Genomic DNA, 25,290 nt, shown 5'->3' on the forward strand with positions numbered 1-25,290 from the left:
TAGCAAAGAGGATACACCTGTTCCCATTCCGAACACAGAAGTTAAGCTCTTTAGCGCCGATGGTACTTGGGGGGCAACCTCCTGGGAGAGTAGGACGTAGCCACGTAATCTTTTTTATATATAAAAGATACTTGAATTAGGCTTATCAACATGATAGTTTGAAAAAAGAATCTTTTATTTTTTTTGTTTTAAATAAATATTAAAGGGTATTATAAAAAATAGTTAAAAAATTAATAATACTTGGAGGTATTTAGAAATGAAAGTTATAGTTGTAGGATGTACACATGCAGGTACAGCTTCAGTAGTTAATATAAAAAATAAATATAAAGATAGTGAAGTAGTAGTATATGAGAAAAATGATAATTTATCTTTCTTATCTTGTGGGATAGCGTTAAACGTAGGTAAAGTTATAGATACAACTGAAAAATTATTCTACAATTCTCCAGAAGGATTACAAGCTTTAGGGGTTAAAACTAACATGAAACATGAAGTTTTAGACATAGACTTTGTTAACAAAAAAATAACAGTTAAAAATTTATTAACAGATGAAATATTTGAGGATAACTATGATAAGTTAGTTCTTACACTTGGATCATGGCCAATTGTACCTAGATTTGAAGGTGGAGACTTAGAAAATATATTATTATGCAAAAACTACGATCATGCTAAAGACATAATAAAGAGAAGTGAAAATGCTGAAAACGTTGTAGTAATAGGAGCAGGATATATAGGTGTTGAATTAGCAGAAGCATTTGAGATGCAAGGTAAAAACACTACATTAATAGATGCAGAAGAAAGAATAATGGCAAAATATCTAGATAAAGAATTCACAGATATAGCAGAAACAGAGTTTAAGAATAAAGGTGTTAATGTAGTTTTAGGTCAAAAAGTTCAAAGATTTGAAGGAACAGATAATAAAGTATCATCTGTAGTTACAGATAAAGGTGAATTTAAAGCTGATTTAGTAGTACTATGTATTGGGTTTGCTCCAAATACAAAATTAGTTCAAGGGAAGTTAGATACATTACCTAATGGAGCTATAATAATAGATGAGTATATGAGAACTAGTAAAGAAGATGTGTTTGCAGCAGGAGATTGTTGTGTAGTTAGATACAACCCAGCAAAAGATACTAGATATATACCATTAGCTACTAATGCAGTAAGAATGGGAACGTTAATAGGTAGTAACTTAGTGGAACCTACATTAAAATATATGGGAACTCAAGGAACTTCAGGTATAAAAATATATGATCAATGTATAGCATCTACAGGACTTACAGAAGAAGTAGCGAAAAATACTACTAACTATAATGTAGACTCGGTAATGATAACAGATAATCATAGACCTGAATTTATGCCAGATTTTGAACCAGCAACAGTAAAACTTGTATTTGATAAAGATAGTAGAAGAATATTAGGTGGTCAAATTATATCAAAATTAGATTTAACACAATATATGAATACCTTATCAGTAGTAATACAAAATGAAATGACAATAGAAGAATTAGCTATGACAGACTTCTTCTTCCAACCACATTTTAATAAGCCTTGGAGTTTATTAAATACTGTAGCACTAAAAGCATTATAAAATAAAAAATAATTAATTAATAAATTAGCCTATAGGATATTATCTTATAGGCTAATTTCATATTATAATATAGTAGAGATTAGTTATAAAGGGGGGATTATAGTGCAAATAGATATACTACCAAAAATAGATTTGAGTATTATAGTATTATTTTTTTTGATTATAGTTATATTTTTATATAAATCAAAATTTAATATAAAAGAGAGTCATAATAAAATATTCATTACTATCATGATAATTTCAGCTGTAGTATTATTTTTGCAAATATTAGATGCGATTGTATTATTGTATACATATAAGTCTTTTGCTCCGCTTACAAAGATGATTAATATATTAGGATTTATATTATCGCCTATAGCATCTTATTTATGGCTAATCTATGTTTGTGAAAATTTAGATATAAAAATAAAAAATAAAATACTTATAATACCAGTTATAGTTAACTTTGTGATATCCATAGCTTCATATAATAATGGATATATATTTTATGTAGATCAATACAATAGCTATACAAGAGGGGTTTTATTCATGGTTCCTATACTAGTAACATATCTGTACTTTATTATTACCATGTATATTATTATAAAAAACAAATCTAAGATGGAGAAAAAGGAGTATAAATACTTACTGGTCTTTGAGATAATACCAATCACTGCGATATTTTTCCAAGTAATGTTTATAGAATTAATTTTAGTTTGGGCATCTGTAGGCATATCAATTATAATCTATTATCTTTATATTCAAGAGAAGCTAATAACATATGATACTTTAACTGGGGTATGGAATAGGTTCACTTTTGAATCATACGTTACAAACTCACTAATAAATAAAAAAACTTGCTTTTCATTAATATATATAGATTTGGATGACTTCAAATCTATAAATGATACCTATGGCCATGAAGAGGGGGATATAGCACTAAAGAATGTGGCTAAATTTCTAAAAGAGTACTTTATTACTATGGGAAAAGTCGTCAGAATGGGTGGAGATGAATTTGTAATTGTAGTTAGTTGTTATGAGAATAAGAAACTAGAAGCAATAGTAACTAATATGAAGATGGAGCTAAATATATATAATGAAATGTTAAAAAAAGAATACAACATTAAATTTAGTTGTGGATATGATATATATGATGAAAGGTATGAAGACCTAGATAGCTTTATAAATAGTGTTGATAAACTTATGTATATAAATAAGAAAAAAAATAAAAATAATTAGAATTAAATGTATATTAATAAAAAATTAGGGGCATAATATTATTGTAAAACTTAATACAAACAAATGAATTACTCAATCTCCCCCATTTTATAAGGCTTCTATCCCCCATAGAGGCCTTTATTTTGTTTAAAATAAAATTAATAAGGTTCATTTAATCTTAATTTGGGTAAAATATGTAAAAATACAAAAAGAAATACTATAAAGTTGCAAAAAACAATTTATATTATGATATAATTATACATATTAGGAACGAATGTTCGAAGAAAGGAGTGAGATTGTGGATTTTAACTTAAAATCAGATTTTAAACCTACAGGAGATCAGCCAGAAGCAATAAAATCTATTGTTAGTGCTATAAATAAAGATGAAAAATTTTCTACCTTACTTGGAGTTACTGGCTCAGGTAAGACTTTTACTATGGCAAACATAATACAAGAGGTAAAAAAGCCGACTTTAATAATTGCTCATAATAAAACATTAGCAGCTCAGTTATATAGCGAATTTAAAGAATTTTTCCCAGAAAATGCAGTAGAATATTTTGTAAGTTACTATGATTATTATCAACCAGAAGCATATGTAGCTCATAGCGATACGTACATAGAAAAAGATGCTAGTATAAATGATGAAATAGATAAACTACGACATTCAGCTACAGCATCAGTTCTTGAAAGAAGAGATGTCATAATAATATCTTCGGTTTCTTGTATATATGGTTTAGGGGATCCTAAGGATTATAAAGAACTTATGTTATCTTTGAGACCAGGAATGGAAAGAGATAGAGATGATATTATAAAGAAGTTAATAGAAATACAATATGAAAGAAATGATATTAATTTTACAAGAGGAACATTTAGGGTTAGAGGAGACATCTTAGAAATATTCCCTGCTAGTAATGACGAAAAAGCAATAAGGATTGAATTTTTTGGAGATGAAATAGATAGAATAACTGAAATAGATTATGTAACAGGAAAAGTGGCTGGTGTAAGAAATCATGTGGTTATTTTCCCTGCATCTCACTATGTAACAACTCCAGAGAGAATAGAAAGAGCAATAGTAGATATACAAGAAGAGCTTGCAGAAAGAATAGATTATTTTAAAGAAAATGATAAACTTATCGAAGCTCAAAGAATAGACCAAAGAACTAGATACGATATAGAAATGTTAAAAGAAATAGGGTTCTGCCAAGGAATAGAGAACTACTCAAGACATATAACAGGTAGAGAGCCAGGAGAAAAACCATATACTTTAATGGATTTCTTCCCAGATGACTATTTAATAATAGTAGATGAGTCTCATGTTACTGTTCCTCAAGTAAGAGGTATGTATGCAGGCGACAGATCTAGAAAAGGTTCACTTATAGATAATGGATTTAGACTTCCTTCAGCTTATGACAATAGACCTTTAAATTTTGGTGAGTTTGAGACTAATATTAACCAAATGTTATTTGTAACAGCAACACCAGGTCCTTATGAAATTGAGCATTCTACAACTATAGCTCAACAAATAATTAGACCAACAGGACTATTAGATCCAGTAATTGAAGTGAGACCAATAAATAATCAAATAGATAATTTGGTTGGAGAAATAAATCAAATAGTAGCTAAGAATGAGAGAGTTCTTATAACTACACTAACTAAGAAAATGAGTGAGGACCTTACTAACTATTTAAAAGAAATAGGAATAAAAGTTAAGTACTTACATTCAGATATAGATACACTAGAGAGAATAGAAATAATAAGAGATTTAAGATTAGGGAAGTTTGATGTACTTGTAGGTATAAACTTACTGAGAGAAGGATTAGATATTCCAGAGGTATCTCTTGTTGCTATATTAGATGCTGATAAAGAAGGTTTCTTACGTTCTGAAACCTCATTAATACAAACGGTAGGACGTGCAGCGAGAAATGCAAATGGTAAGGTAATAATGTATGCTGACAAGATAACTAGGTCTATGGAAGCGACAATATTAGAAACCAAAAGAAGAAGAGAAATACAAATGCAATACAATGAAGAGCATAGTATTATACCAAAGACTATTCAAAAAGGAATTAGAGATTCTATAGAAGCTACAAAAGTAGCTGATGAAGAAGCTATTTATGGAATAAAAGATACTGATGATATAGATGAAATAAAAGCTAATATAGCAGCGCTACAAGAAGAAATGATGGAAGCAGCACAAAACTTACAATTTGAAAGAGCTGCAGAACTTAGAGATAAAGTAAAAGAACTAGAAGAAAGGATTAAAAGTTAATGGAAGATAAAATCATTATAAAAGGTGCTAAAGAACACAATTTAAAAAATGTAGACTTAGAACTTCCTAGAAATAAATTTATAGTATTTACAGGGTTGTCAGGCTCTGGTAAATCATCATTAGCCTTTGACACTATATATGCAGAAGGTCAAAGAAGATATGTAGAAAGCTTATCTGCATATGCAAGACAGTTTTTAGGGCAAATGGAAAAACCAAATGTTGAATATATAGAAGGCCTATCGCCGGCAATATCTATAGACCAAAAAACAACATCTAAAAACCCTCGTTCAACAGTAGGTACAGTTACAGAAATCTATGACTACTTAAGATTATTATTTGCAAGAGTAGGAGATGTTCATTGTCCTGTATGTGGAGAGAAAATCAGTCAAATGACTATACAAGAAATAGTTGATAAAATGTTAGAGTTTCCAGAAAGAACTAAGCTACAAATATTAGCACCTGTAGTTAGAGGTCAAAAAGGAACACATAAAAAGACGATAGATCATATTAAAAAAGAAGGATTCGTAAGAATTAGAGTTAATGGAGAAAATTACGAAGTAACTGATGAAATAGAATTAAATAAAAATCAAAAACACAATATAGAGGTAGTAGTTGATAGAATAGTAATCAAGGACGGAATAGAAACAAGATTAGCAGACTCTATAGAGACAGCTGTAAAGCTTTCTGATGGACTTGTAATAGCTCAAATAATAGATGGTGAAGAAATACTTTATTCAACTAAATTTGCTTGTCCTGAACATGGTGTAGGTATAGAAGAGTTATCTCCAAGAATGTTCTCTTTCAACAGCCCATTTGGTGCATGTGATACTTGTAATGGGTTAGGTGAAAGTAAGGAAGTAGATCCAGATTTAGTTATACCAAATCCAGAGTTATCTATAAAGCAAGGTGCAATAGCTGCTTGGGGATCTTCAAGTGGTAATGATGATACCTATTACAGTAAAATGATACAAAGCCTTGCTGATACTTTTAAAGTATCTTTAGAGACTCCATTTAAAGATTTACCAGAGGATTTTGTACAAGAATTACTATATGGTAAAGATAATGTTATGGTTGAGTTTGTATATGAATCTAAATTTGGCGGAAGAAGACAATATAGAGCTCCTTTTGAAGGTGTAATCGTAAACTTAGAAAGAAGATATAGAGAAACAAACTCGGAATATTCTAGAGATAAAATAGAAGAATTCATGGGAGATACACCTTGTCCTAAGTGTAAAGGTAATAGACTTAAAAAAGAAGTACTTGCAGTTTTAGTGGATAACAAAAACATTATGGAAGTAACTGACTTCTCTGTAAATGAATTAATTGATTATATAGAAAATATAAATTTAAGTGAGAAACAAAAATTTATTGCCCACGAAATATTAAAAGAAATAAAAGGAAGAGCATCTTTCTTAAGAGATGTAGGTTTAGATTATCTTAATCTATCAAGAAAAGCTGGAACATTATCAGGAGGAGAAGCTCAACGTATAAGACTTGCCACTCAAATAGGGTCAGCTCTTGTAGGGGTTTTATATGTTTTAGATGAACCTAGTATAGGACTGCATCAAAGAGATAACGATAGATTAATAGGTACTTTAAGACACTTAACAGATATAGGGAACACTCTTATAGTAGTTGAACATGATGAAGATACAATGAGAGAAGCGGATTATGTAGTAGATATAGGCCCTGGTGCAGGTGTGCATGGAGGAGAAATAGTTGCTCAAGGAACATTAGATGAAATACTAGAAGATGAAAACTCTATTACTGGTCAGTACTTAAGTGGTAAAAAACAAATACTACCGCCTGAAAAAACTAGAGAAGGTAATGGAAACTTTATTGAAATAGTAAGAGCATCTGAAAATAACTTAAAAAATGTTAGCGTAAAGTTCCCTCTAGGTAAGTTTACTTGTATTACAGGTGTTTCTGGTTCAGGAAAGAGTACGTTAATAAATGATATCTTATACAAAGGTATTGCTACTAAAGTAAATAGATTAAAAGATAGACCAGGAAAGCATAAAGAAATCAAAGGAATAGAGAATATAGATAAAATAATTAATATTGATCAAAGTCCAATAGGAAGAACTCCTCGTTCTAATCCAGCTACATATACTGGAGTGTTTGATTTAATAAGGGATTTATTCTCGGCTACAAATGAAGCAAAAGCTAGAGGCTATAAGAAAGGTAGATTTAGCTTTAACGTAAAAGGCGGAAGATGTGAAGCCTGTAAAGGTGATGGTATAATCAAAATAGAAATGCACTTCTTACCAGATGTTTATGTACCTTGTGAAGTTTGTAAAGGAGAAAGATATAATAGAGAAACTCTACAAGTTAAATATAAAGATAAGACTATTGCAGATGTATTAGATATGAACGTTGAAGATGCGCTTGGATTCTTTGAAAATATACCTACAATAAAGAGAAAGCTAGAGACTTTAGTAGATGTTGGTCTTTCTTATATTAAGTTAGGACAACCTTCAACTCAGTTATCAGGAGGGGAAGCTCAAAGAATAAAACTTGCTACAGAATTAAGTAAAAGACCTACAGGAAAGACATTATATATATTAGATGAGCCAACAACAGGTCTTCATATGGCAGATGTAGATAAGTTAATTCAAGTACTTCAAAAGTTAGCGGATACTGGTAATAGTATAGTAGTTATAGAGCATAATTTAGATGTAATTAAGACTTGTGACTATATAATAGATTTGGGTCCTGAAGGTGGAGATAAAGGTGGAATGATAGTTGCTACTGGTACTCCAGAAGAGGTTTCTAAAGTAGAAGGTTCATATACAGGACAATTTCTAAAGAAGTACTTTGAATAAAATAAGAATAAATAATAAAATGTAGCTATTAAAAAAGCTCTTATCCGATTATTGGATAAGAGCTTTTATTTATGCTTCAGTAGTACTTTCTTTAGCTACTAATTCTGCTTCGTATTGTGCTAATTCTGATTTAGATCCATATATGAAGTGACCAGGTCTAATTTCAACCCACTCAGGAGTTTCAGTAGAGTAGTCATGCATTTTAGGATCGTATTTTATACGAGTTCTTCCTTTTTCATAGTCTGGATCAGGAAGTGGTATTGCTGATAATAATGATTTAGTGTAAGGATGTAGAGGGTTTGCATATAGTTCATCAGCAGTTGTTAATTCTACTAATTTACCTCTATGCATAACTCCTATACGGTCACTTATATATTTAACCATTGAAAGGTCATGGGCTATAAATAAGTAAGTAAGACCATTTTCCTTTTGTAATTTTCTAAGAAGGTTAACAACCTGCGCTTGGATAGAAACGTCAAGTGCTGATATAGGTTCATCGGCAATTATAAACTTTGGCTCTATAGCTAATGCACGAGCGATACCTATACGTTGTCTTTGTCCCCCAGAGAATTCATGAGGATATCTACTTGCATGTTGTTCATTAAGACCAACAGTTCTTAGTAATTCATAAACCCTACTAGTTCTTTCTTCCTTAGTTTTGCATAATCCATGTATATCAAGACCTTCAGCTATTATATCTCCAACAGTCATACGAGGATTTAAACATGCCATAGGATCTTGGAAAATCATCTGCATATTTTTATTTAGATGAACTCTATCATCTCTTTTTAGTTTTTTAGCAGACAAATTTTTATCATCAAATACTATTTCTCCGCCTGTTGGGTCATAAAGACGAATGATGGCTCTACCAGTAGTAGATTTACCTGAACCAGATTCTCCAACTAGACCAAATGTTTCTCCTTCATATATATGGAAAGATATATCGTCTACAGCTTTTACTACTGAGCGTCTGTCTAGTTTGAAGTGTTGTTTAAGGTTTTTTACTTCTAATAGTACTTTTCTACTCACCTATAGTCACCTTCTTTCTTCCTACATTAACAGGTCTTTCTACTTTTGGAGCTAAAGGATGTAATAACCAAGTAGCTGCGTAGTGACTATCACTAACCTTAAACATTGGAGGTTCAGCAATATGATCTATTTTCATAGCGTATTCACTACGTAGGGCAAAGGCATCTCCTTTAGGTGGATGCATTAAGTCTGGTGGTGTACCAGGTATATTATATAAATCATTGTCCCCTATATCTAAAGTAGGCATAGAACCTAATAGTCCCCAAGTATATGGATGTTGAGGATTATAGAAGATATCATCAGACGTTCCGTATTCTATAATTTTTCCTGCATACATAACAGCAACTCTGTCTGCCATATTTGCAACAACACCAAGGTCATGGGTTATAAATATAACTGCAACTCCAGTTTTCTTTTGTAAATCTTTTATAAGTTCTAATATTTGAGCTTGTATAGTAACGTCAAGAGCAGTTGTAGGCTCATCCGCTATAAGTATCTTAGGATTACAAGCTAGTGATATTGCAACAACAATACGTTGTCTCATCCCACCAGAGAATTGGTGAGGATATTGTTTAAATCTTTTTTCCGGTTCAGAGATACCAACTAAATCTATAAGTTCTATAGCTTTAGCTTTGGCCTCTTCTTTGCTAGCCCCCTGATGCTTGATTATTCCCTCCATTATTTGCTTACCGATTGTCATAGTAGGATTTAGAGAAGTCATAGGATCTTGGAATACCATAGCGATATCCTTACCTCTTAGTTTCTCCATTTCTGGTTCTCCAAGTTTAGTTAAATCTCTACCACCAAATAAAATTTCCCCACTTTTTATTATTGCATTTGAAGCTAATATTCTCATTATAGTTTTACAAGCAACAGATTTCCCCGAACCTGATTCTCCAACTATAGCCAATGTTTCCCCTTTATGTAAATCAAATGTTACACCTCTAACAGCTTGAACTTGACCGCCGTAAGTACCGAAGTTAACACGTAAATTTTTTACTTCCAGTAACTTTTCCAATTATCTCATCTCCCTTACTAATTATTGATTACGCATTTTAGGGTCAACTGCATCTCTTAAACCATCAGCCAATAAGTTAAGACTAAGTATTAATACACATAGCACAGCTGCTGGTATGAATAACATATACGGATAGTTTTGTAGAGCTAAGAAACCTTCGTTGATTAATATCCCTAATGATGCCATAGGTGGTTGAAGACCTAATCCTATAAAGCTTAAGAATGCTTCGTAGAATATAGCGCTAGGTAAAGAGAACATGATCATTACAACAACCGGACCTATTATATTAGGGAAAAGGTGTTTACTTATTAATCTAATATCAGAAGCTCCTAGTGTTTTAGATGCTAAAACGAACTCTTGATTTTTTAGTCTTAATACGTGAGAACGAACAACCCTTGCCATTCCTGTCCAACCGGATACAGCCATTGCCATAGATATGGACATTATACCGGGCTTAAACACCAGCATGAATAAAATAACCACAACAAGGTTTGGAATACCTTGAATAATCTCGATGATACGTTGCATAATTATATCCACTTTGCCACCATAAAAAGCTGATACGCTACCATATGTAACACCTATAACAAGGTCAAAGAATGCGGCAAGTAAGGCTATACCTAAAGATACTCTACATCCCCACCAAACACGTGTCCATATATCACGTCCAAGTGCATCAGTACCAAATATATAGTTATCCTCAACACCCTTTTCAGCGTATACATCATTACCTTTTGAATCAGTACCATCCATGATACCTATAGAAGATAATATTGATATTTTAGGTGGAAGCTTAACATGTCTTATATTTTGATCCTTGTATCCGTATTTAGAAAACATAGGAGCAAATATTGCCATTAATACTATACAAAATAATATACATAAACCAGTAATAGCAGCTGGGTTTTTAAACAATCTTTTTCTAGCATCTTGCCAGAATGTTAAACTAGGTCTTGAAATAGATTCATTATCACCAGCCTCAGCAGGAGCAGTTTCAAATAAATCTGCTGTTATTTCTAGTTCTTGGCCATCGACCATTATCTTATCTACCATATTACTTACCTCCTGCTATACGTATTCTAGGGTCTATTACACCATAAAGCACATCCACTATTAATATTACAGATATAAAGAATGTACTATAAACTATAGCAACGCCGGAAATTACAAATAAATCATTTGTATTTATTGCATTGACTAATAAGTCTCCCATTCCTGGAACTGCGAAAACTCTTTCAACAACTAGCGAACCAGTTAATAGACCTGCAGCTAGAGGGCCTAAGATTGTTATTACTGGAATTAATGCATTTCTAAGAGCGTGCCTTACTATAACAGTAGCACGACTTAACCCTTTAGCTTTAGCAGTAATTATATAATCAGCATTTAATACTTCAACTAATTCTGTTCTAGTAAAACGGGCAACTGTTGATATAGTCCAAACAGACATTGCTAAAGATGGAAGCACAGTCCATATATATTTAAAGTCTGATCCAAGAGGAAGTCCCCATGTAACAGGGAAAAATTTACTATTCATACCTAAATAATATTGTAATAAGGCGGCAATAACAAATGCGGGTACTGAAACTCCGAGAATTGCTATTACGGTACATAAATAATCCCAAAACGTATTTCTTTTTATTGCGGCAATAATACCGAGAATTAAACCTACACAACAACCAAAAATTAAAGATTGTACACCTAGCATAGCAGATGGACCAATACGACCTACTATTAAATCTTCTACCTTTTGGTTAGCATACTTAAATGATGTACCAAATTTTCCTTGGAATACACCAGTCAAATATTTTGCGTATTGAACTGGAACTGGTTGATCAAGACCATATTGAGCCTCTAGTTTTGCTATTTGCTCAGAAGTTAGTTTTTGATCATTAAATGGAGTACCTGGAAGAAGCCTTACCAGGAAAAAAGTAACTGAAATAACTACAAATAGTGTGATAAACATATACATGATACGTTTCATTACATAGCGGAACACGCTATCCCCCCCTTTTTTTAATTTAAAATTTTATTTTTGAAACAGAATTATGATGTTGCTAAAAAGCTAAGTATTGTAGTAGTTAAAGATATAATAAGACCGCAACTTAATAAATTGTAGGTAAAATTAAAGCTGTTTTTTCTAGAAGCGAATTCTTCGATAGTAATATTTTCTTCATCAGTAAGTATACCTCTACTTTTTTGAAGCTGTTGTCCTATTTTATTAAAGGAATATATTATAATATTAAAGAATCCTTTTTCCCATACATAACATAGTAATCCAAATAATAAATAGACCATTCCTATCATAAAACTACAATTTATGAAAGAATACTGCTTAAAGCCACAAATTATGTAGTACAAAATACTGACAATAATGTCAAATGAAATAAAATAAACTGATTTCTTCATTTTTACCCCCAACCTGAAAATTGTCTTTCTATTATTGTAAAGGCTTAAAGCATTAATTTCAAGTTCAAATAAATAATTTTTTACGAAAAAAAAGATTTAACTAAAAAATTTAGAAAATTTAAAAAAAAGAATGCAATCTTAAAACCAATGTTATATAATTATGAATAAGCAAGGAATAATTTAGCAATCAAATTATTTTTTTAGGAGGGGGACTATATGTTTAAGAAAAGAATATCAGTAATGGCGACGGTAGCACTTTTAAGTGCAGCTTTATTAGCTGGATGTAGTAGTACAGGAGGAGATAGTGATTCTAAAGGTGGTGGTGGAGAAGCCACATCTGCAGACGTTCTTGCTAACCAAAATGCAAGAGCAGCTATAGCTCAAGTTATAGATAAGCAGGCTATGTGTGACGTTATTTTAAATAACGGATCTTTCCCAACAAATATATGGACAGCAGAAGGATTAGCTTTCGATAATGGTAAAGATTATACAGAACTTTTAAAAGGTGTTGGGTATGAATTCAATGAAGAATCTGCAAAAGAATCTTGGGCTAAGGCTAAAGAAGAAGTTGGATTTGATACAGTTAATATAGAAATATTAACTTATGATAGTGATTCAGGAAAGAGATTAGCTGAGTTTATACAAGGTGAATTAGGTGATTTAGAAGGTTTAACAGCAAGCATAGTTAACTTACCTTTTGACCAAAAGCTTGATAGAGAAACTAAAGGTGAATTCGATATATCATTTGCAGGATGGGGAGCTGACTATCCAGACCCATTAACATTCCTTGCAACAATGGAAACAGGAAAACAATATGCTAAACAAGTTGGATATGACAGTTCTACATACAACTCGTTAGTTCAAGAAGCTATGAAACTTGGAACAACTGAAGCTTATGCTAAATATTCTGAAGCTGAAAAATTAATGTTAGAAGAAGGCTTTATAGCACCACTATATCAAAGAGGAAGTGCTTACCTAGAGAGAGAATATGTATCTGGAATAGTAGCAAACTCTTATGGAGCTGACTACACATATACTTATGCAGATGTAGATAAGCCAGAAAAAGTTCTTAACTTAAGAGAAGCTTCAGATATACCAACTATGGACGTAAGTGCTGCTACTGACCAAGTTTCATTCCAAACAATGAACTCTACTATGGAAGGTTTAACTAGAATAGATAAAGATGCAAAAACTCAACCAGGGGTAGCTACTTCTTGGGAAGCATCTGAAGATGGATTAACTTGGACATTTAAATTAAGAGAAAATTCAACTTGGTCAAATGGAGATAAGGTAACAGCTAAAGATTTCGAGTATGGATGGAAGAGAACTTTAAATCCAGAAACTGCTGCTGAATATGCATACATCATGTATGATATAGTGGGTGGAGAAGATTATAACTTAAATGGTGGATCTGTTGATGATGTAGGAGTAAAAGCAATAGATGATTATACTTTAGAAGTAAAACTAGTTAGACCTATAGCTTACTTCCCAGAATTAATGTCATTCCAACCATTCTTCCCACAAAACCAAGCGTTTGTTGAGTCTTGTGGAGATGCTTATGGTACTGCTCATGACAAACAAATATACAATGGGCCATTTACACTAAGTACTTGGAAGAAGGAAGACCAATTCTCTTTAACTAAGAACCCTAACTACTGGGATGCTGCTAATGTTAAGTTAGAAACTATAAATACTAAGATAGTTAAAGATACAGGTGCAGCTGTAAATTTATATGAAGATAAGCAAATAGATAAAGTTGCTTTAAGCTCTGACTATGTTGATAAGTATAAGGAAGATCCAAACTTTAAGACTAAGAAAGATGCAGCAACTTATATATTACAAATAAATGGTGGAAACAGAAAATAATATATAAAATATACTAAATATGACGCATAACTAATAGTTTATAAAAACACATTAGTTATGCGTTTTTAATTTTTTTGGGTATAATTAAAATATAAATATTTTAAAAGAGGAGGTAAAGAGTTGTTTGATATACAAGAGCATTTAAAAAACTTACCAGCTGAGCCTGGAGTTTATTTAATGAAAGATAAAAATGATAAAATAATATACGTGGGAAAAGCTATATCACTTAAAAATAGAGTAAGACAATATTTTCAGTCTTCAAAAAATCACTCCTCAAAAGTTGTATCCATGGTAAAAAATATATATAAGTTTGAGTATATAATAACAGATTCAGAATTAGAGGCACTAATACTTGAATGTAATCTAATAAAACAATATAGACCTAAATATAATGTTTTATTAAGGGATGATAAAACCTATCCATATATTAAGGTTACAACCAATGAAGACTACCCAAGAGTGTTAAAGGTAAGGCAAGTATTAAAAGATAAAGCTAAGTATTTTGGTCCATATACTAATACTGCGGCAGTAAATGATACTATAGAAATAATAAGAAATACATACCCTATTAGAAGCTGTAATATAGATATAGAAAAGGCTATAAGAAACAATATGAGACCTTGTTTGAATAAGCATATAAATAAGTGTGTAGGCCCTTGTACAGGTGATGTTAGCAAGGAAGAGTATAGTAAGATGGTAGAGGAAATACTTTTATTTCTATCGGGCAAGGAAGAGACCTTAATAGAACTATTAAAAGAAAAGATGAATAAGTGTGCTATGGAATTTAACTTTGAAGATGCAGCTACTTATAGAGATAAAATAAGAAGTTTAGAAGAAATGATGCAAAAACAAAAAATCGATGCATCTACATCAGATTTAAACCAAGATATAATAGCAATGGCAAGAGCCCATGACGAGGCTTGTGTACAGGTATTCTTCATCAGAAATGGTAAGATAGTAGGAAGAGAGCATTTTATATTAGAAGGTGTAATGGACAGTGAAAGGTCATCTATACTTGGTTCTTTTGTAAAGCAATTTTATATGGAACAAGAATATATTCCAAAGGAATTAATAATAGAAGATGAGATAGAAGATAGCTTTGTTTTAGAAGAATGGCTATCAGCAAAAAAAGGACAAAGAGTAACTATAAGAGTTCCTCAAAAAGGTGAAAAGAAAAGTTTAGTTGAAATGGTAAGAAAAAATGCCATAGAGTATTTAGAAAAGTTCTCAGATATGAATAAAAGAAAATATGAAAAAAGTGTAGGTGCTCTTGAAGAGCTTAGACAGATATTAGGTTTAGAAGAAGCTCCGAAAAGAATAGAGTCTTTTGATATTTCTAATATTCAAGGTGTAGATTCTATAGGGTCTATGGTAGTATTCACAAATGGAAAGAAAGATAAGAAAGAATATAGAAGATATAAAATAAAAACAGTAATAGGCCCTAATGATTATGACTCAATGGCTGAAATAGTTGAAAGAAGATTAAAGTATGGAGATCTTCCAGATTTAATTTTATTAGATGGAGGAAAAGGCCAAGTTAGTGCTGTAAAAAAGGTATTAAAATCACATAATGTAGAAATTCCTCTTTGGGGAATGTATAAAGACGATAAACATAGAACGAAGGGGTTAATTTCCCAGGAAAAGGAGATGGAACTAGATAAAACGTCTAATTTATATAGATTTGTCGCAAGTATTCAAGAAGAGGTTCATAATTATGCAATTACTTATCATAGAAGCTTGAGAAATAAAGCTTTGACAAAATCTGTTTTAGATGATATACAAGGAATAGGAGAAAAAAGAAAAAAAGCGCTACTTGCTCATTTTAAAGATGTGGAATTAATAAAAAAAGCTACTTTAGAAGAATTATTAGAGGTAGAAAATATGAATAAAGCATCTGCTGAAAGCGTGTATAATTTTTTTAGAAAGGGATAATTACATATGAATACGGTAGATAGAGTATCAATAAAAGAGATTATAAAAGATCTAGATTTAGATATAGTTTATATGCCTGAAGGTGTGGATTACTATGTAGATTCTCAAGATATAAACAGAACGGGTCTTCAGTTTGCTGGATACTTTGAATATTTTGCTTATGAAAGAGTTCAGATAGTAGGTAAGGCTGAATATAATTATTTTAGTCAAATGGATACAAAAACTAGAGAAGAGATACTAGATAAATTTTTCTCATATGAAATACCTGCATTAATAGTTTCAAGGGAATTAGAAGTAAAACCAGATGTAATAGAAAAAGCTAAAAAGTACAAAAGAGTAGTGTTAACAACTAAAAGAAATACTACAAGATTAATAAATAGGCTATCGAACTATTTAGATGATAAGTTGGCACCTCACACAACCATTCATGGGGTTTTAGTGGATGTATATGGTATAGGAGTATTAATAAAAGGTGAGAGCAGTATAGGAAAATCAGAAACAGCTTTAGAGCTTATACAAAGGGGTCATAGATTAGTTGCTGATGATGCTGTTGAAATAAGAAAGATAGATGAAGGAGTACTTGTAGGGCAGTCTCCAGAACTTTTAAGACATTTCTTAGAAATTAGGGGCATAGGAATAATAGATGTCAGAAGCTTATATGGCGTAGGTGCTATTAAGAATTCTAAGGCCATAGATATTATCATTAATCTAGAAGGCTGGGATGAAAATAGATATTACGACAGATTAGGATTGGATAAAGAGTATGAAGAAATACTTGGAGTTAACTTAGAGAAGTTAGTTGTACCAGTTAAGCCAGGTAGAAATACGGCAATGATATTAGAAGTTGCTGCTATGAACTTTAGACAAAAAAGAATGGGCTATGATGCAGCTCAAGAATTCACTAAAAAATTATCTAATTTAATAGACGCAAAGTAATTTAATTTAGAAAATGAATAGTAGTAATGTTACTATATAAAAAAAGGTAGATTATATCTAATTTAGACGTAATCTACCTTTTTTATTTATTTTATTCTACAGTAGCTTCAGCAGTTTGTAATTCCTCATTGTCATAAACATTACTCTTATCAAAATAATGAGTATGAAGTAATTTGTGAGACATATGTCCACAAGGCTCTCCTAAGAAATCTTTATATAGAGCTGCTATATCAGGGTTTTCATGAGATTTACGAAGTTGTTTGTTGCTATCTATGTTATATAATCCAGCTGCACGCTTTTTGATTATATCGTAATTTCCTTTGTGGTATGGTTGACCACCACCAGCTACACATCCACCAGGGCAAGCCATAACTTCTATTATATGATACTTAGAGTTTCCAGCTTTAACTTCATCCATAACCTTTCTAGCATTTCCAAGGCTACTAGCAACACATACGTTAACTAAAGTTCCGCCAACATCTATACTAGCTTCTTTTATTCCTTCGAATCCTCTTACAGCACTAAATTCAACAGATTCTAAAGTTTCTCCTGTTACAACTTCATAAGCTGTACGAAGAGCTGCTTCAAGAACACCACCAGTAGCACCGAAGATATCAGCAGCACCAGTAGATTGACCTAGCGGACTATCAAAGTTTTCATCTTCTAGGTTAAGTAAATCTATACCAGCTTCTTTTATCATTTTAGCCAATTCTCTTGTAGTTATTGATATATCAACATCTAAAACATCTTCTTGGCCAAGTTCTTCTCTTGAACATTCGTATTTCTTAGCTACACATGGCATTACAGAAACTACGTAAATATCTTTAGGTTCTATATTTAATACTTTTGGAGCAAAGTAGTTTTTAGCTATTGCACCAAACATTTCTTGTGGAGATTTACAAGAAGATGCTAGGTTTAGTGATTCTGGGTAAGTATGTTCTAAGAAACCTACCCAAGCAGGACAGCAGCTTGTTAATATTGGTAAGTTTTCACCTGATTTAAGTCTGTTTACAAATTCAGTACCTTCTTCTAAAATAGTAAGGTCTGCAGCAAAGTTTGTATCAAATACATACTTAAACCCTAAAAGACGAAGAGCAGCTACCATTTTACCAGTAGATATAGCTCCTGCTTCTAATCCAAATTCTTCACCTATAGCGACTCTAACTGCAGGTGCAACTTGAACTACAGTAGTTTGAGCTTTATTACTTAAAGCACTCCAAACTTTAGGTATATTATTAACTTCGGTTAAAGCTCCAGTAGGACATACAGCTATACATTGTCCGCAGAAAGTACATTCAGTAGATGACATTGGATCATTAAAGAATGTAGAAACCATAGTTTCAAAACCTCTATTAACTCCAGATAATACACCAACTTGTTGTATTTCATTACACATAGTTTCACATCTTCTACATAATATACACTTATCATGGTCTTTAACTATAGACTTACTAGAAGTATCTATTCCAAGTTTTGTTTGTTCACCTTTATATTTTATTTCTCTTATTCCTAAATCTTGAGCTATTTCTTGTAGCTCACAGTTTCCGTTTTTTTCACATACTAAGCAATCTTGAGGATGGTCAGATAATAAAAGCTCAACAACAGTTTTACGAGCTTTCAATGCACGTGGAGTGTTGGTTTGAACTTCAAGGCCCTCTCTAACGTTAGTACCACAAGCAGGAACTAATCCTCTCTTAGTGTCTACCATACAAACACGGCAAGATGCACATTTGTTATGCATGCTTATTTCATCCATGTGTAGATGACAAAGTGACGGTATTTTTATATTAAGCTTTTTAGCGGCTTCAAGTATTGTAGTTTCTTTATCTACAGATACAGGTTTGCCATTTATAGTTAAATTAACTAAACTCATTAAATATCCCTCCTATTTCTTGATTATTGCACTGAATTTACAGTTAGACATACAAGCACCACATTTTAAGCACTTAGTAATATCTATTTCGTGCTTTTCTTTTACATTTCCAGTTATACATCCTGCAGGACAAACCTTAGAACACTTAGTACATCCTATACAAGCATCAGTTATAACATAGTCTAATAGTGATTGGCACTTACCAGCTGGACATTTTTTGTCAACAACATGTGCCTTATATTCGTCATAGAAATAGTGTAGAGTACTTAAAATAGGGTTAGGAGCTGATTTACCAAGGCCACAAAGAGAAGTAGTTCTTATTGTGTTAGCTAAATCTTCAAGGTCAACTAAATCTTGCTCAGTACCTTTACCATCTGTTATTTTAGTTAATAATTCTAATAATCTCTTATTACCTATACGACAAGGAGTACATTTACCACAAGATTCTTCAACAGTAAATCCTAGGAAGAATTTTGCTATATCAACCATACAGTCGTTATTATCTAGTATAAGCATACCACCAGAACCCATCATAGATCCTAAAGCACTTAAATTATCAAAATCTATTGGAGTATCTAAGTGATCAGCAGGTATACATCCACCTGATGGCCCACCAGTTAAAACCGCCTTAAATTTCTTACCTTCAGGTATTCCGCCACCGATATCATAAACGATGTCTCTTAATGTAGTTCCCATTGGAACCTCAACAAGACCAACGTTACTAATTTTTCCACCAAGAGCGAAAACCTTAGTTCCTGAAGATTTTTCAGTACCTATATTTTTATACCATTCACCACCATTGTTTAAAATAGCAGGTATGTTAGCAAATGTTTCAACGTTGTTTGAACAAGTCGGAACATCCCATAATCCTTTTTTAGTAGAGCTGTATGTTTTCATTCTAGGCTCACCACGGTTACCTTCAATAGAACGCATTAGAGCAGTACCTTCACCACATACGAATGCACCAGCACCATATTTTAATTCTATATCAAAGTCAAATCCAGAACCTAAAATATTTTTACCTAATAGTCCTAATTCTTTTGCTTGACCTATAGCAAGATTTAATCTTTCTATAGCAAGAGGGTATTCAGCTCTTATGTATATATATCCAGTATCAGCGCCTACTGCATATCCACAGATAGCCATAGCTTCAAGAACCTTATGAGGGTCACCTTCTAGTATAGATCTATCCATGAAAGCACCTGGGTCACCTTCATCGGCATTGCATACAACATACTTTTTATCACTTTCAGATTTCTTTGTAGCTTCCCACTTTATACCAGTAGGGAAACCAGCACCACCTCTACCTCTAAGTCCTGAAACTTTAACTTCTTCAATAACATCTTCAGGTTTTAAATCAGTTAAACATCTACCTAAAGTAGAGTATCCATTGTTAGCTATATAATCTTCTAACTTTTCAGGGTTAATGTAACCACAGTTCTTTAAAGCAAGACGCATTTGTTTTTTATAAAATGCCATTTCTTCAGAAGTAGTTACTTTTTTACCTATTGAAGCTTCAAGATATAATAATCTATCAACTAAATTTCCGTTTACTAAATGTTCTTGTACTATTTCTTTAGCGTCCTCAGCATTTACCTTTACATAGAAAACGTTATCAGGGTGAACCTTAACAATAGGACCTTGAGCACAGAAACCAAAGCAACCAGTAAGTGTTACTTTTACAGAATCTTCAAGGCCTGCTTTTCTTATTTCTTCATTTAAATTATCTATTATAGGCATACTGTTTGCAGCTCTACATCCTGTATCACCACAAACTAGTAGCTCTCTTTTTTGATTTTCTTTTATAACATTATCTCTTATAGATAAATTAGGTTTTAAATTACTAGATAATTCCCTTAATTCATCAAATGATTTGATTTTACTCAAACTATTCCCCTCCCCGTTTGTATTGGATTATTTAGAAGCTACCTTCTAATACCTTATACTCATTTAATATGCTTTCAACTTGATCTACCTTTACATGTCCATAAACTTTACCGTTTACAACAACAACAGGAGCTAGACCACATGCACCTACACATCTTAACCCCTCAAGAGAGAACTTAAGATCAGATGTAGTTTCCCCGGCTTTTATTCCTAACTGCTTTTCAAATTCTTCTAGTATTCTGTCTGCACCTTTAACAAAGCATACAGTACCAAGACAAACACTTATTTTATAATCCCCTTTAGGCTCAGTAGTAAAGTAAGAGTAGAAGCTTACTACACCATAAACTTTAGCTGGTGGAACTTCAAGTTGCTTAGCTACATGAAGTTGAACTTCTCTTGGTAAATAACCAAATAAACCTTGAGCATGATGTAAAACTTGTATTAATGCTCCCTTTTTAGTAGGGAGAGAATCGATGAATTTATCTAACTCATCAAATAGGTTTTTGTTGCATTCAACAAAATTACACATATGGAACCCCCTTGTATAAAATAATAAAAGATTAAGTTTTGTACAATACAAAAACATATACTATATAAATAATATCACAATAATTGAAAGTTTATGGGTAAGTTAAAAAAAAAACAGTCAGAATTATTCGACAAGTATGCAATGATACATAAAATAGTATTTTAAAAATTATATGCTTAACTAACAAATAATTTTACTATAATTTAAAATAAAATAGCTGTTATAAAATGATTGAAAATCATTTTATAACAGCTATAAAGCTATTGAGCAGTGCAGTCGGATAATACTTCTTTTACGAAGGTATTACCTTTGCCTGTGTAGTGAGTATGAAGATATTTGTGAGCAGTAGAGCTATATGGTTCATTTAAGAAATCTTTGTATAAAGCAGCTACGTCAGGGTTTTCATGAGATTTACGATTTTGCTTATTTTTATCTAATTCATATAATCCATTACTGCGGCATTTTATTTTTTCATAATCGCCACCATGATATGGTTGACCTCCGCCTGCTATGCATCCGCCAGGGCAAGCCATTATTTCTATTATATGATAATTTGATTTTCCTTCCTTTATATCATCCATTATTTTTTTAGCGTTACCTAAGCTACTAGCAACACAAGCATTAATGATAGTACCATCTATGCTTATACTAGCTTCCTTTATTCCGTTTAGACCTCTTAAAACTTGGAAATCTAGATCTTCTAATTCCGTATTTGTTACCCATTCATAAGCTGTACGTAGAGCAGCTTCTAAAACTCCACCTGTAGCACCGAAGATATCAGCAGCACCAGTTGATTCACCTAAAGGGGTATCAAAGTTCTCTTCATCTAAAGCTAATAAGTCTATACCAGCTTCTTTAATCATTTTAGCTAACTCTCTAGTAGTTATTACAACATCAACGTCAGCTATATTGTTGGAACCAAGCTCTTCTCTAGAGCACTCGTATTTTTTAGCTACACATGGCATAATAGAAACTACTAATAAATCTTTTGGCTTAAGATTTATTTTTGGAGCGAAATAATTTTTAGCTATAGCTCCAAACATTTCTTGAGGTGATTTGCATGATGATGGAAGATTTAAAAATTCAGAGTAGTTGTGTTCGATATAGTTTATCCATGCAGGGCAACAGCTAGTAATGATAGGAAGATTTTCCTGTGATTTTAGTCTGTGTAAAAATTCTGATGCTTCTTCTAATATAGTTACATCAGCTGCAAAGTTAGTATCGAATACATATTTAAAACCTAAGTCTCTAAGAGCAGCAACTATTTTTCCGACAGGTATAGAGTTTGGCTTTAAGCCGAATTCTTCGGCTAAAGCAACTCTAACAGCAGGTGCTATTTGAACAACAGAAACTTTTTCTTTATGATTAATAACATCCCAAACTTTAGAGACATTATTGACTTCACTTAAAGCTCCAGTAGGACACACTGCAACACATTGACCGCAGAATGTACAGTTTGTTTGGGCGATAGGGGAGTCAAAGAATGTAGAGATAGTAGTTTCAAAACCCCTATTAACCCCAGATAAAGCACCAACTTTTTGAATATTATTACACATAGTTTCGCATCTTCTACATAATATACACTTACTATGATCTCTTTGGATAGACACACTAGAAGTATCACTATCAGCAAAAGAGTGACTACCTTGGAATGGTATATTTCTTATACCCAAGTCTTGTGCGATTTTTTGCAGATCACAGTTTCCGCTTTTATCACATACTAAACAATCTTGAGGGTGGTCTGACAACATAAGCTCAACAACAGTTTTGCGAGCTTCCAAAGCTTTAGCGCTGTTAGTTTCTATAACCATTCCTTCTACTACATTTGTAGCACATGAAGGTATTAAACCTCTAGGCGTATCAACCATACAAACTCTACAAGATGCGCATTTATGTTCTAAACTTATTTCATCTATATTTAAGTGACACAGAGTAGGTATTTTTATATTTAATTTTTTAGCAGCATTTAATACTGTAGTCTCTTTTGGTACAGATACAGGTATTCCATTTATAGTTAAGTTAACTAAACTCATCTTAAGACCTCCTTATTGCTTAATTATGGCATTGAATTTACAGTTTTCCATACATGCGCCACATTTTAAACATTTACTAATATCTATTTCGTGCTTCTCCTTAACTTTACCGCTGATACATCCAGCAGGACATATTTTAGAACACTTAGTACATCCTATACAAGCATCAGTAATAGAGAAGTTTAGAAGAGCTTGACACTTACCAGAAGGACATTTTTTATCTTTAACATGAGCTAAATACTCATCATAGAAATACTCAAGGGTACTTAATACGGGGTTAGGAGCACATTTACCTAATCCGCATAGAGAGGTAGACTTTATATTAGTAGCTAATTTTTTTAAGTTTACCAAATCTTCTTCGGTACCATTACCATCAGTTATCTTAGTTAATATTTCTAGGAGTCTTTTATTACCTATACGGCATGGAGTACATTTTCCACAGGACTCTTCAACTGTAAATTCTAAGAAGAACTTACATATGTTAACCATACAGTCAGTATCATCAAGAACTAGCATACCACCTGAACCCATCATAGAACCTATTTCACCAAGACTTTTAAAATCTATTGGAGTATCTAGATGTTTAGTAGGTATACAGCCACCAGAAGGACCTCCTGTTTGAACAGCTTTAAATTCTTTATTATTAGGTATGCCTCCACCTATTTCATAAACTATTTCTCTTAAGGTAGTACCCATAGGAACTTCAACTAGACCAACGTTATTTATCTTACCTCCAAGTGCAAAAACTTTTGTACCAGAAGAATCTTCAGTTCCGTAATTATTAAACCAATCAGCACCGTTATTAATTATTATAGGTAGATTAGCGAAGGTCTCAACATTGTTTACACAACTTGGCTTATCCCAAAGACCTTGAATAGCATAAACATAAGGTTTAAGCTGAGGCTCACCACGATTTCCTTCGATAGAGTGGATTAGGGCGCTACCTTCACCACATACAAATGCTCCGGCTCCATACTTAAGTTCTATATCAAAATTAAAATCAGTACCTAATATATTTTCACCTAACAAGCCACAAGCTCTAGCTTGATTAATTGCTATTTTTAATCTTTCAATTGCAAGAGGGTACTCAGCTCTAATATAAATATATCCTGTATCAGAGCCTATAGCATAACCACAAATAGCCATTGCCTCTAGAACACTATGAGGATCCCCTTCGAGAATAGATCTATCCATAAATGCACCTGGATCACCTTCATCGGCATTACAGATTACATATTTCTTATCATTTTTTGCATCCTTGCATGTAGTCCACTTAAGACCAGTAGGGAAACCGGCTCCCCCTCTACCTCTTAATCTGGAAGCTTTAACAATATCTATAACTTCGTCATCCGATAGTGATGTGATACATTTTCCTAAGGCAGTATATCCATCGCTAGCTATATATTCATTAATATCTTCAGGATTAATGTTACCGCAATTTCTAAGTGCCACACGAAGTTGTTTTTTGTAGAAGGACATTTCATCGTGTCTCTCCACTTTTTGGTGTCCAAGAGAAGGTTCTTCGAATAATAATCTTTCAATCACGTTATTATTCATTATGTGTTCATTTACGATATCCTTGGCATCACTTGGTTTAACTTCAACGTAGAATACATTGTCGGGGAATATTTTAACTATAGGACCCTTAGCACAGAATCCAAAGCATCCAGCTAAGTGAACACTTGCTATATCTTCAAGATTTGCGTCCTTTATAAATTGCTTAAGGTTATCTATAATAAGAGCACTATCAGCTGAGTTACACCCTGTACCACCACATACAAGTATTTCTCTTTTTATGATAGATGATGAAGTATTTTCATGTCTTAGGTTTAAGCTTGGTTTTAATTTATTAACAAGGTTTTTTAATTCATTAAACGAATTTATTTTATTCATAAGAAATCC

At 32.4% G+C, this 25,290-nt stretch carries 17 protein-coding genes and 1 rRNA gene; 8 read left to right on the forward strand and 10 right to left on the reverse strand.

All coding sequences use genetic code 11. The features are described 5' to 3' along the window. The 5 genes from rrf to uvrA all read left to right on the forward strand — a co-directional run. Positions 1–106, forward strand: a 5S ribosomal RNA gene (gene rrf, locus ACI48P_RS13770); the annotation flags it as partial. Between the two features lie 150 nt (positions 107–256). Further along, the gene (locus ACI48P_RS13775; RefSeq protein ID WP_475216630.1) at positions 257–1,588 is read left to right on the forward strand and encodes an FAD-dependent oxidoreductase; all 1,332 of its coding nucleotides are present in this window, start codon (positions 257–259) and stop codon (positions 1,586–1,588) included. Between the two features lie 102 nt (positions 1,589–1,690). Then, positions 1,691–2,806, forward strand: coding sequence for a GGDEF domain-containing protein (locus tag ACI48P_RS13780; RefSeq protein ID WP_475216631.1), 1,116 nt, complete (start codon positions 1,691–1,693; stop codon positions 2,804–2,806). A 253-nt stretch (positions 2,807–3,059) separates the two neighbouring features. Beyond that, positions 3,060–5,054, forward strand: a complete 1,995-nt coding sequence (gene uvrB / locus ACI48P_RS13785; RefSeq protein ID WP_475216633.1) for an excinuclease ABC subunit UvrB — start codon at positions 3,060–3,062, stop codon at positions 5,052–5,054. Then, on the forward strand, positions 5,054–7,879 hold the full coding sequence (gene uvrA, locus ACI48P_RS13790; RefSeq protein ID WP_475216635.1) for an excinuclease ABC subunit UvrA: 2,826 nt from the start codon (positions 5,054–5,056) through the stop codon (positions 7,877–7,879). Before uvrB ends, uvrA begins: the two co-directional genes overlap by 1 nt. Positions 7,880–7,948: 69 nt before the next feature. Here the strand turns inward: uvrA and ACI48P_RS13795 are convergent, their stop codons facing one another. The 5 genes from ACI48P_RS13795 to ACI48P_RS13815 are packed head-to-tail and all read right to left on the reverse strand — an operon-like array spanning position 7,949 to position 12,332. Then, complete coding sequence (locus ACI48P_RS13795) at positions 7,949–8,908, reverse strand: ABC transporter ATP-binding protein (protein ID WP_475216636.1); 960 nt, start codon at positions 8,906–8,908, stop codon at positions 7,949–7,951. Then, complete coding sequence (locus tag ACI48P_RS13800; protein ID WP_475216637.1) at positions 8,901–9,926, reverse strand: ABC transporter ATP-binding protein; 1,026 nt, start codon at positions 9,924–9,926, stop codon at positions 8,901–8,903. The genes ACI48P_RS13795 and ACI48P_RS13800 overlap by 8 nt, the downstream gene beginning before the upstream one ends. A 21-nt stretch (positions 9,927–9,947) precedes the next feature. Then, positions 9,948–10,979, reverse strand: a complete 1,032-nt coding sequence (gene opp3C, locus ACI48P_RS13805) for an oligopeptide ABC transporter permease (RefSeq protein WP_475216639.1) — start codon at positions 10,977–10,979, stop codon at positions 9,948–9,950. A 1-nt stretch (position 10,980) separates the two neighbouring features. Continuing rightward, the gene (locus ACI48P_RS13810; protein ID WP_475216641.1) at positions 10,981–11,922 is read right to left on the reverse strand and encodes an ABC transporter permease; all 942 of its coding nucleotides are present in this window, start codon (positions 11,920–11,922) and stop codon (positions 10,981–10,983) included. A 47-nt stretch (positions 11,923–11,969) separates the two neighbouring features. Then, on the reverse strand, positions 11,970–12,332 hold the full coding sequence (locus ACI48P_RS13815) for a DUF3899 domain-containing protein (RefSeq protein WP_475216643.1): 363 nt from the start codon (positions 12,330–12,332) through the stop codon (positions 11,970–11,972). Between the two features lie 216 nt (positions 12,333–12,548). On the opposite strand from ACI48P_RS13815, the gene ACI48P_RS13820 reads away from it, so the two are divergent. The 3 genes from ACI48P_RS13820 (at position 12,549) to hprK (ending at position 17,066) form a co-directional block, all read left to right on the forward strand. Continuing rightward, complete coding sequence (locus ACI48P_RS13820; protein WP_475216644.1) at positions 12,549–14,198, forward strand: ABC transporter substrate-binding protein; 1,650 nt, start codon at positions 12,549–12,551, stop codon at positions 14,196–14,198. 120 nt (positions 14,199–14,318) lie between these two features. Further along, positions 14,319–16,130, forward strand: a complete 1,812-nt coding sequence (gene uvrC, locus ACI48P_RS13825; protein ID WP_475216646.1) for an excinuclease ABC subunit UvrC — start codon at positions 14,319–14,321, stop codon at positions 16,128–16,130. 6 nt (positions 16,131–16,136) lie between these two features. Next, on the forward strand, positions 16,137–17,066 hold the full coding sequence (gene hprK, locus ACI48P_RS13830) for an HPr(Ser) kinase/phosphatase (RefSeq protein WP_475216647.1): 930 nt from the start codon (positions 16,137–16,139) through the stop codon (positions 17,064–17,066). Between the two features lie 91 nt (positions 17,067–17,157). On the opposite strand, the gene ACI48P_RS13835 is transcribed toward hprK, so the two are convergent. The 5 genes from ACI48P_RS13835 to ACI48P_RS13855 form a co-directional block, all read right to left on the reverse strand. Then, a complete protein-coding gene (locus ACI48P_RS13835; protein ID WP_475216648.1) occupies positions 17,158–18,939 on the reverse strand; it encodes an NADH-dependent [FeFe] hydrogenase, group A6 in 1,782 nt (593 codons plus the stop codon). 12 nt (positions 18,940–18,951) lie between these two features. Beyond that, positions 18,952–20,826: an NADH-ubiquinone oxidoreductase-F iron-sulfur binding region domain-containing protein gene (locus ACI48P_RS13840; RefSeq protein ID WP_475216650.1), complete on the reverse strand. Its 1,875-nt coding sequence runs from the start codon at positions 20,824–20,826 to the stop codon at positions 18,952–18,954. Positions 20,827–20,857: 31 nt separating this feature from the next. Next, complete coding sequence (locus ACI48P_RS13845) at positions 20,858–21,355, reverse strand: NADH-quinone oxidoreductase subunit NuoE family protein (RefSeq protein ID WP_475216652.1); 498 nt, start codon at positions 21,353–21,355, stop codon at positions 20,858–20,860. Between the two features lie 260 nt (positions 21,356–21,615). Further along, positions 21,616–23,388 carry an NADH-dependent [FeFe] hydrogenase, group A6 gene (locus ACI48P_RS13850; RefSeq protein ID WP_475216653.1) on the reverse strand — a complete coding sequence of 591 codons (1,773 nt, stop codon included), beginning with the start codon at positions 23,386–23,388 and terminating at the stop codon, positions 21,616–21,618. 12 nt (positions 23,389–23,400) lie between these two features. Beyond that, a complete protein-coding gene (locus ACI48P_RS13855) occupies positions 23,401–25,281 on the reverse strand; it encodes an NADH-ubiquinone oxidoreductase-F iron-sulfur binding region domain-containing protein (protein ID WP_475216656.1) in 1,881 nt (626 codons plus the stop codon). Positions 25,282–25,290 lie beyond the last annotated feature (9 nt).

The organism is Romboutsia sp. LXY-2 (assembly GCF_056171995.1).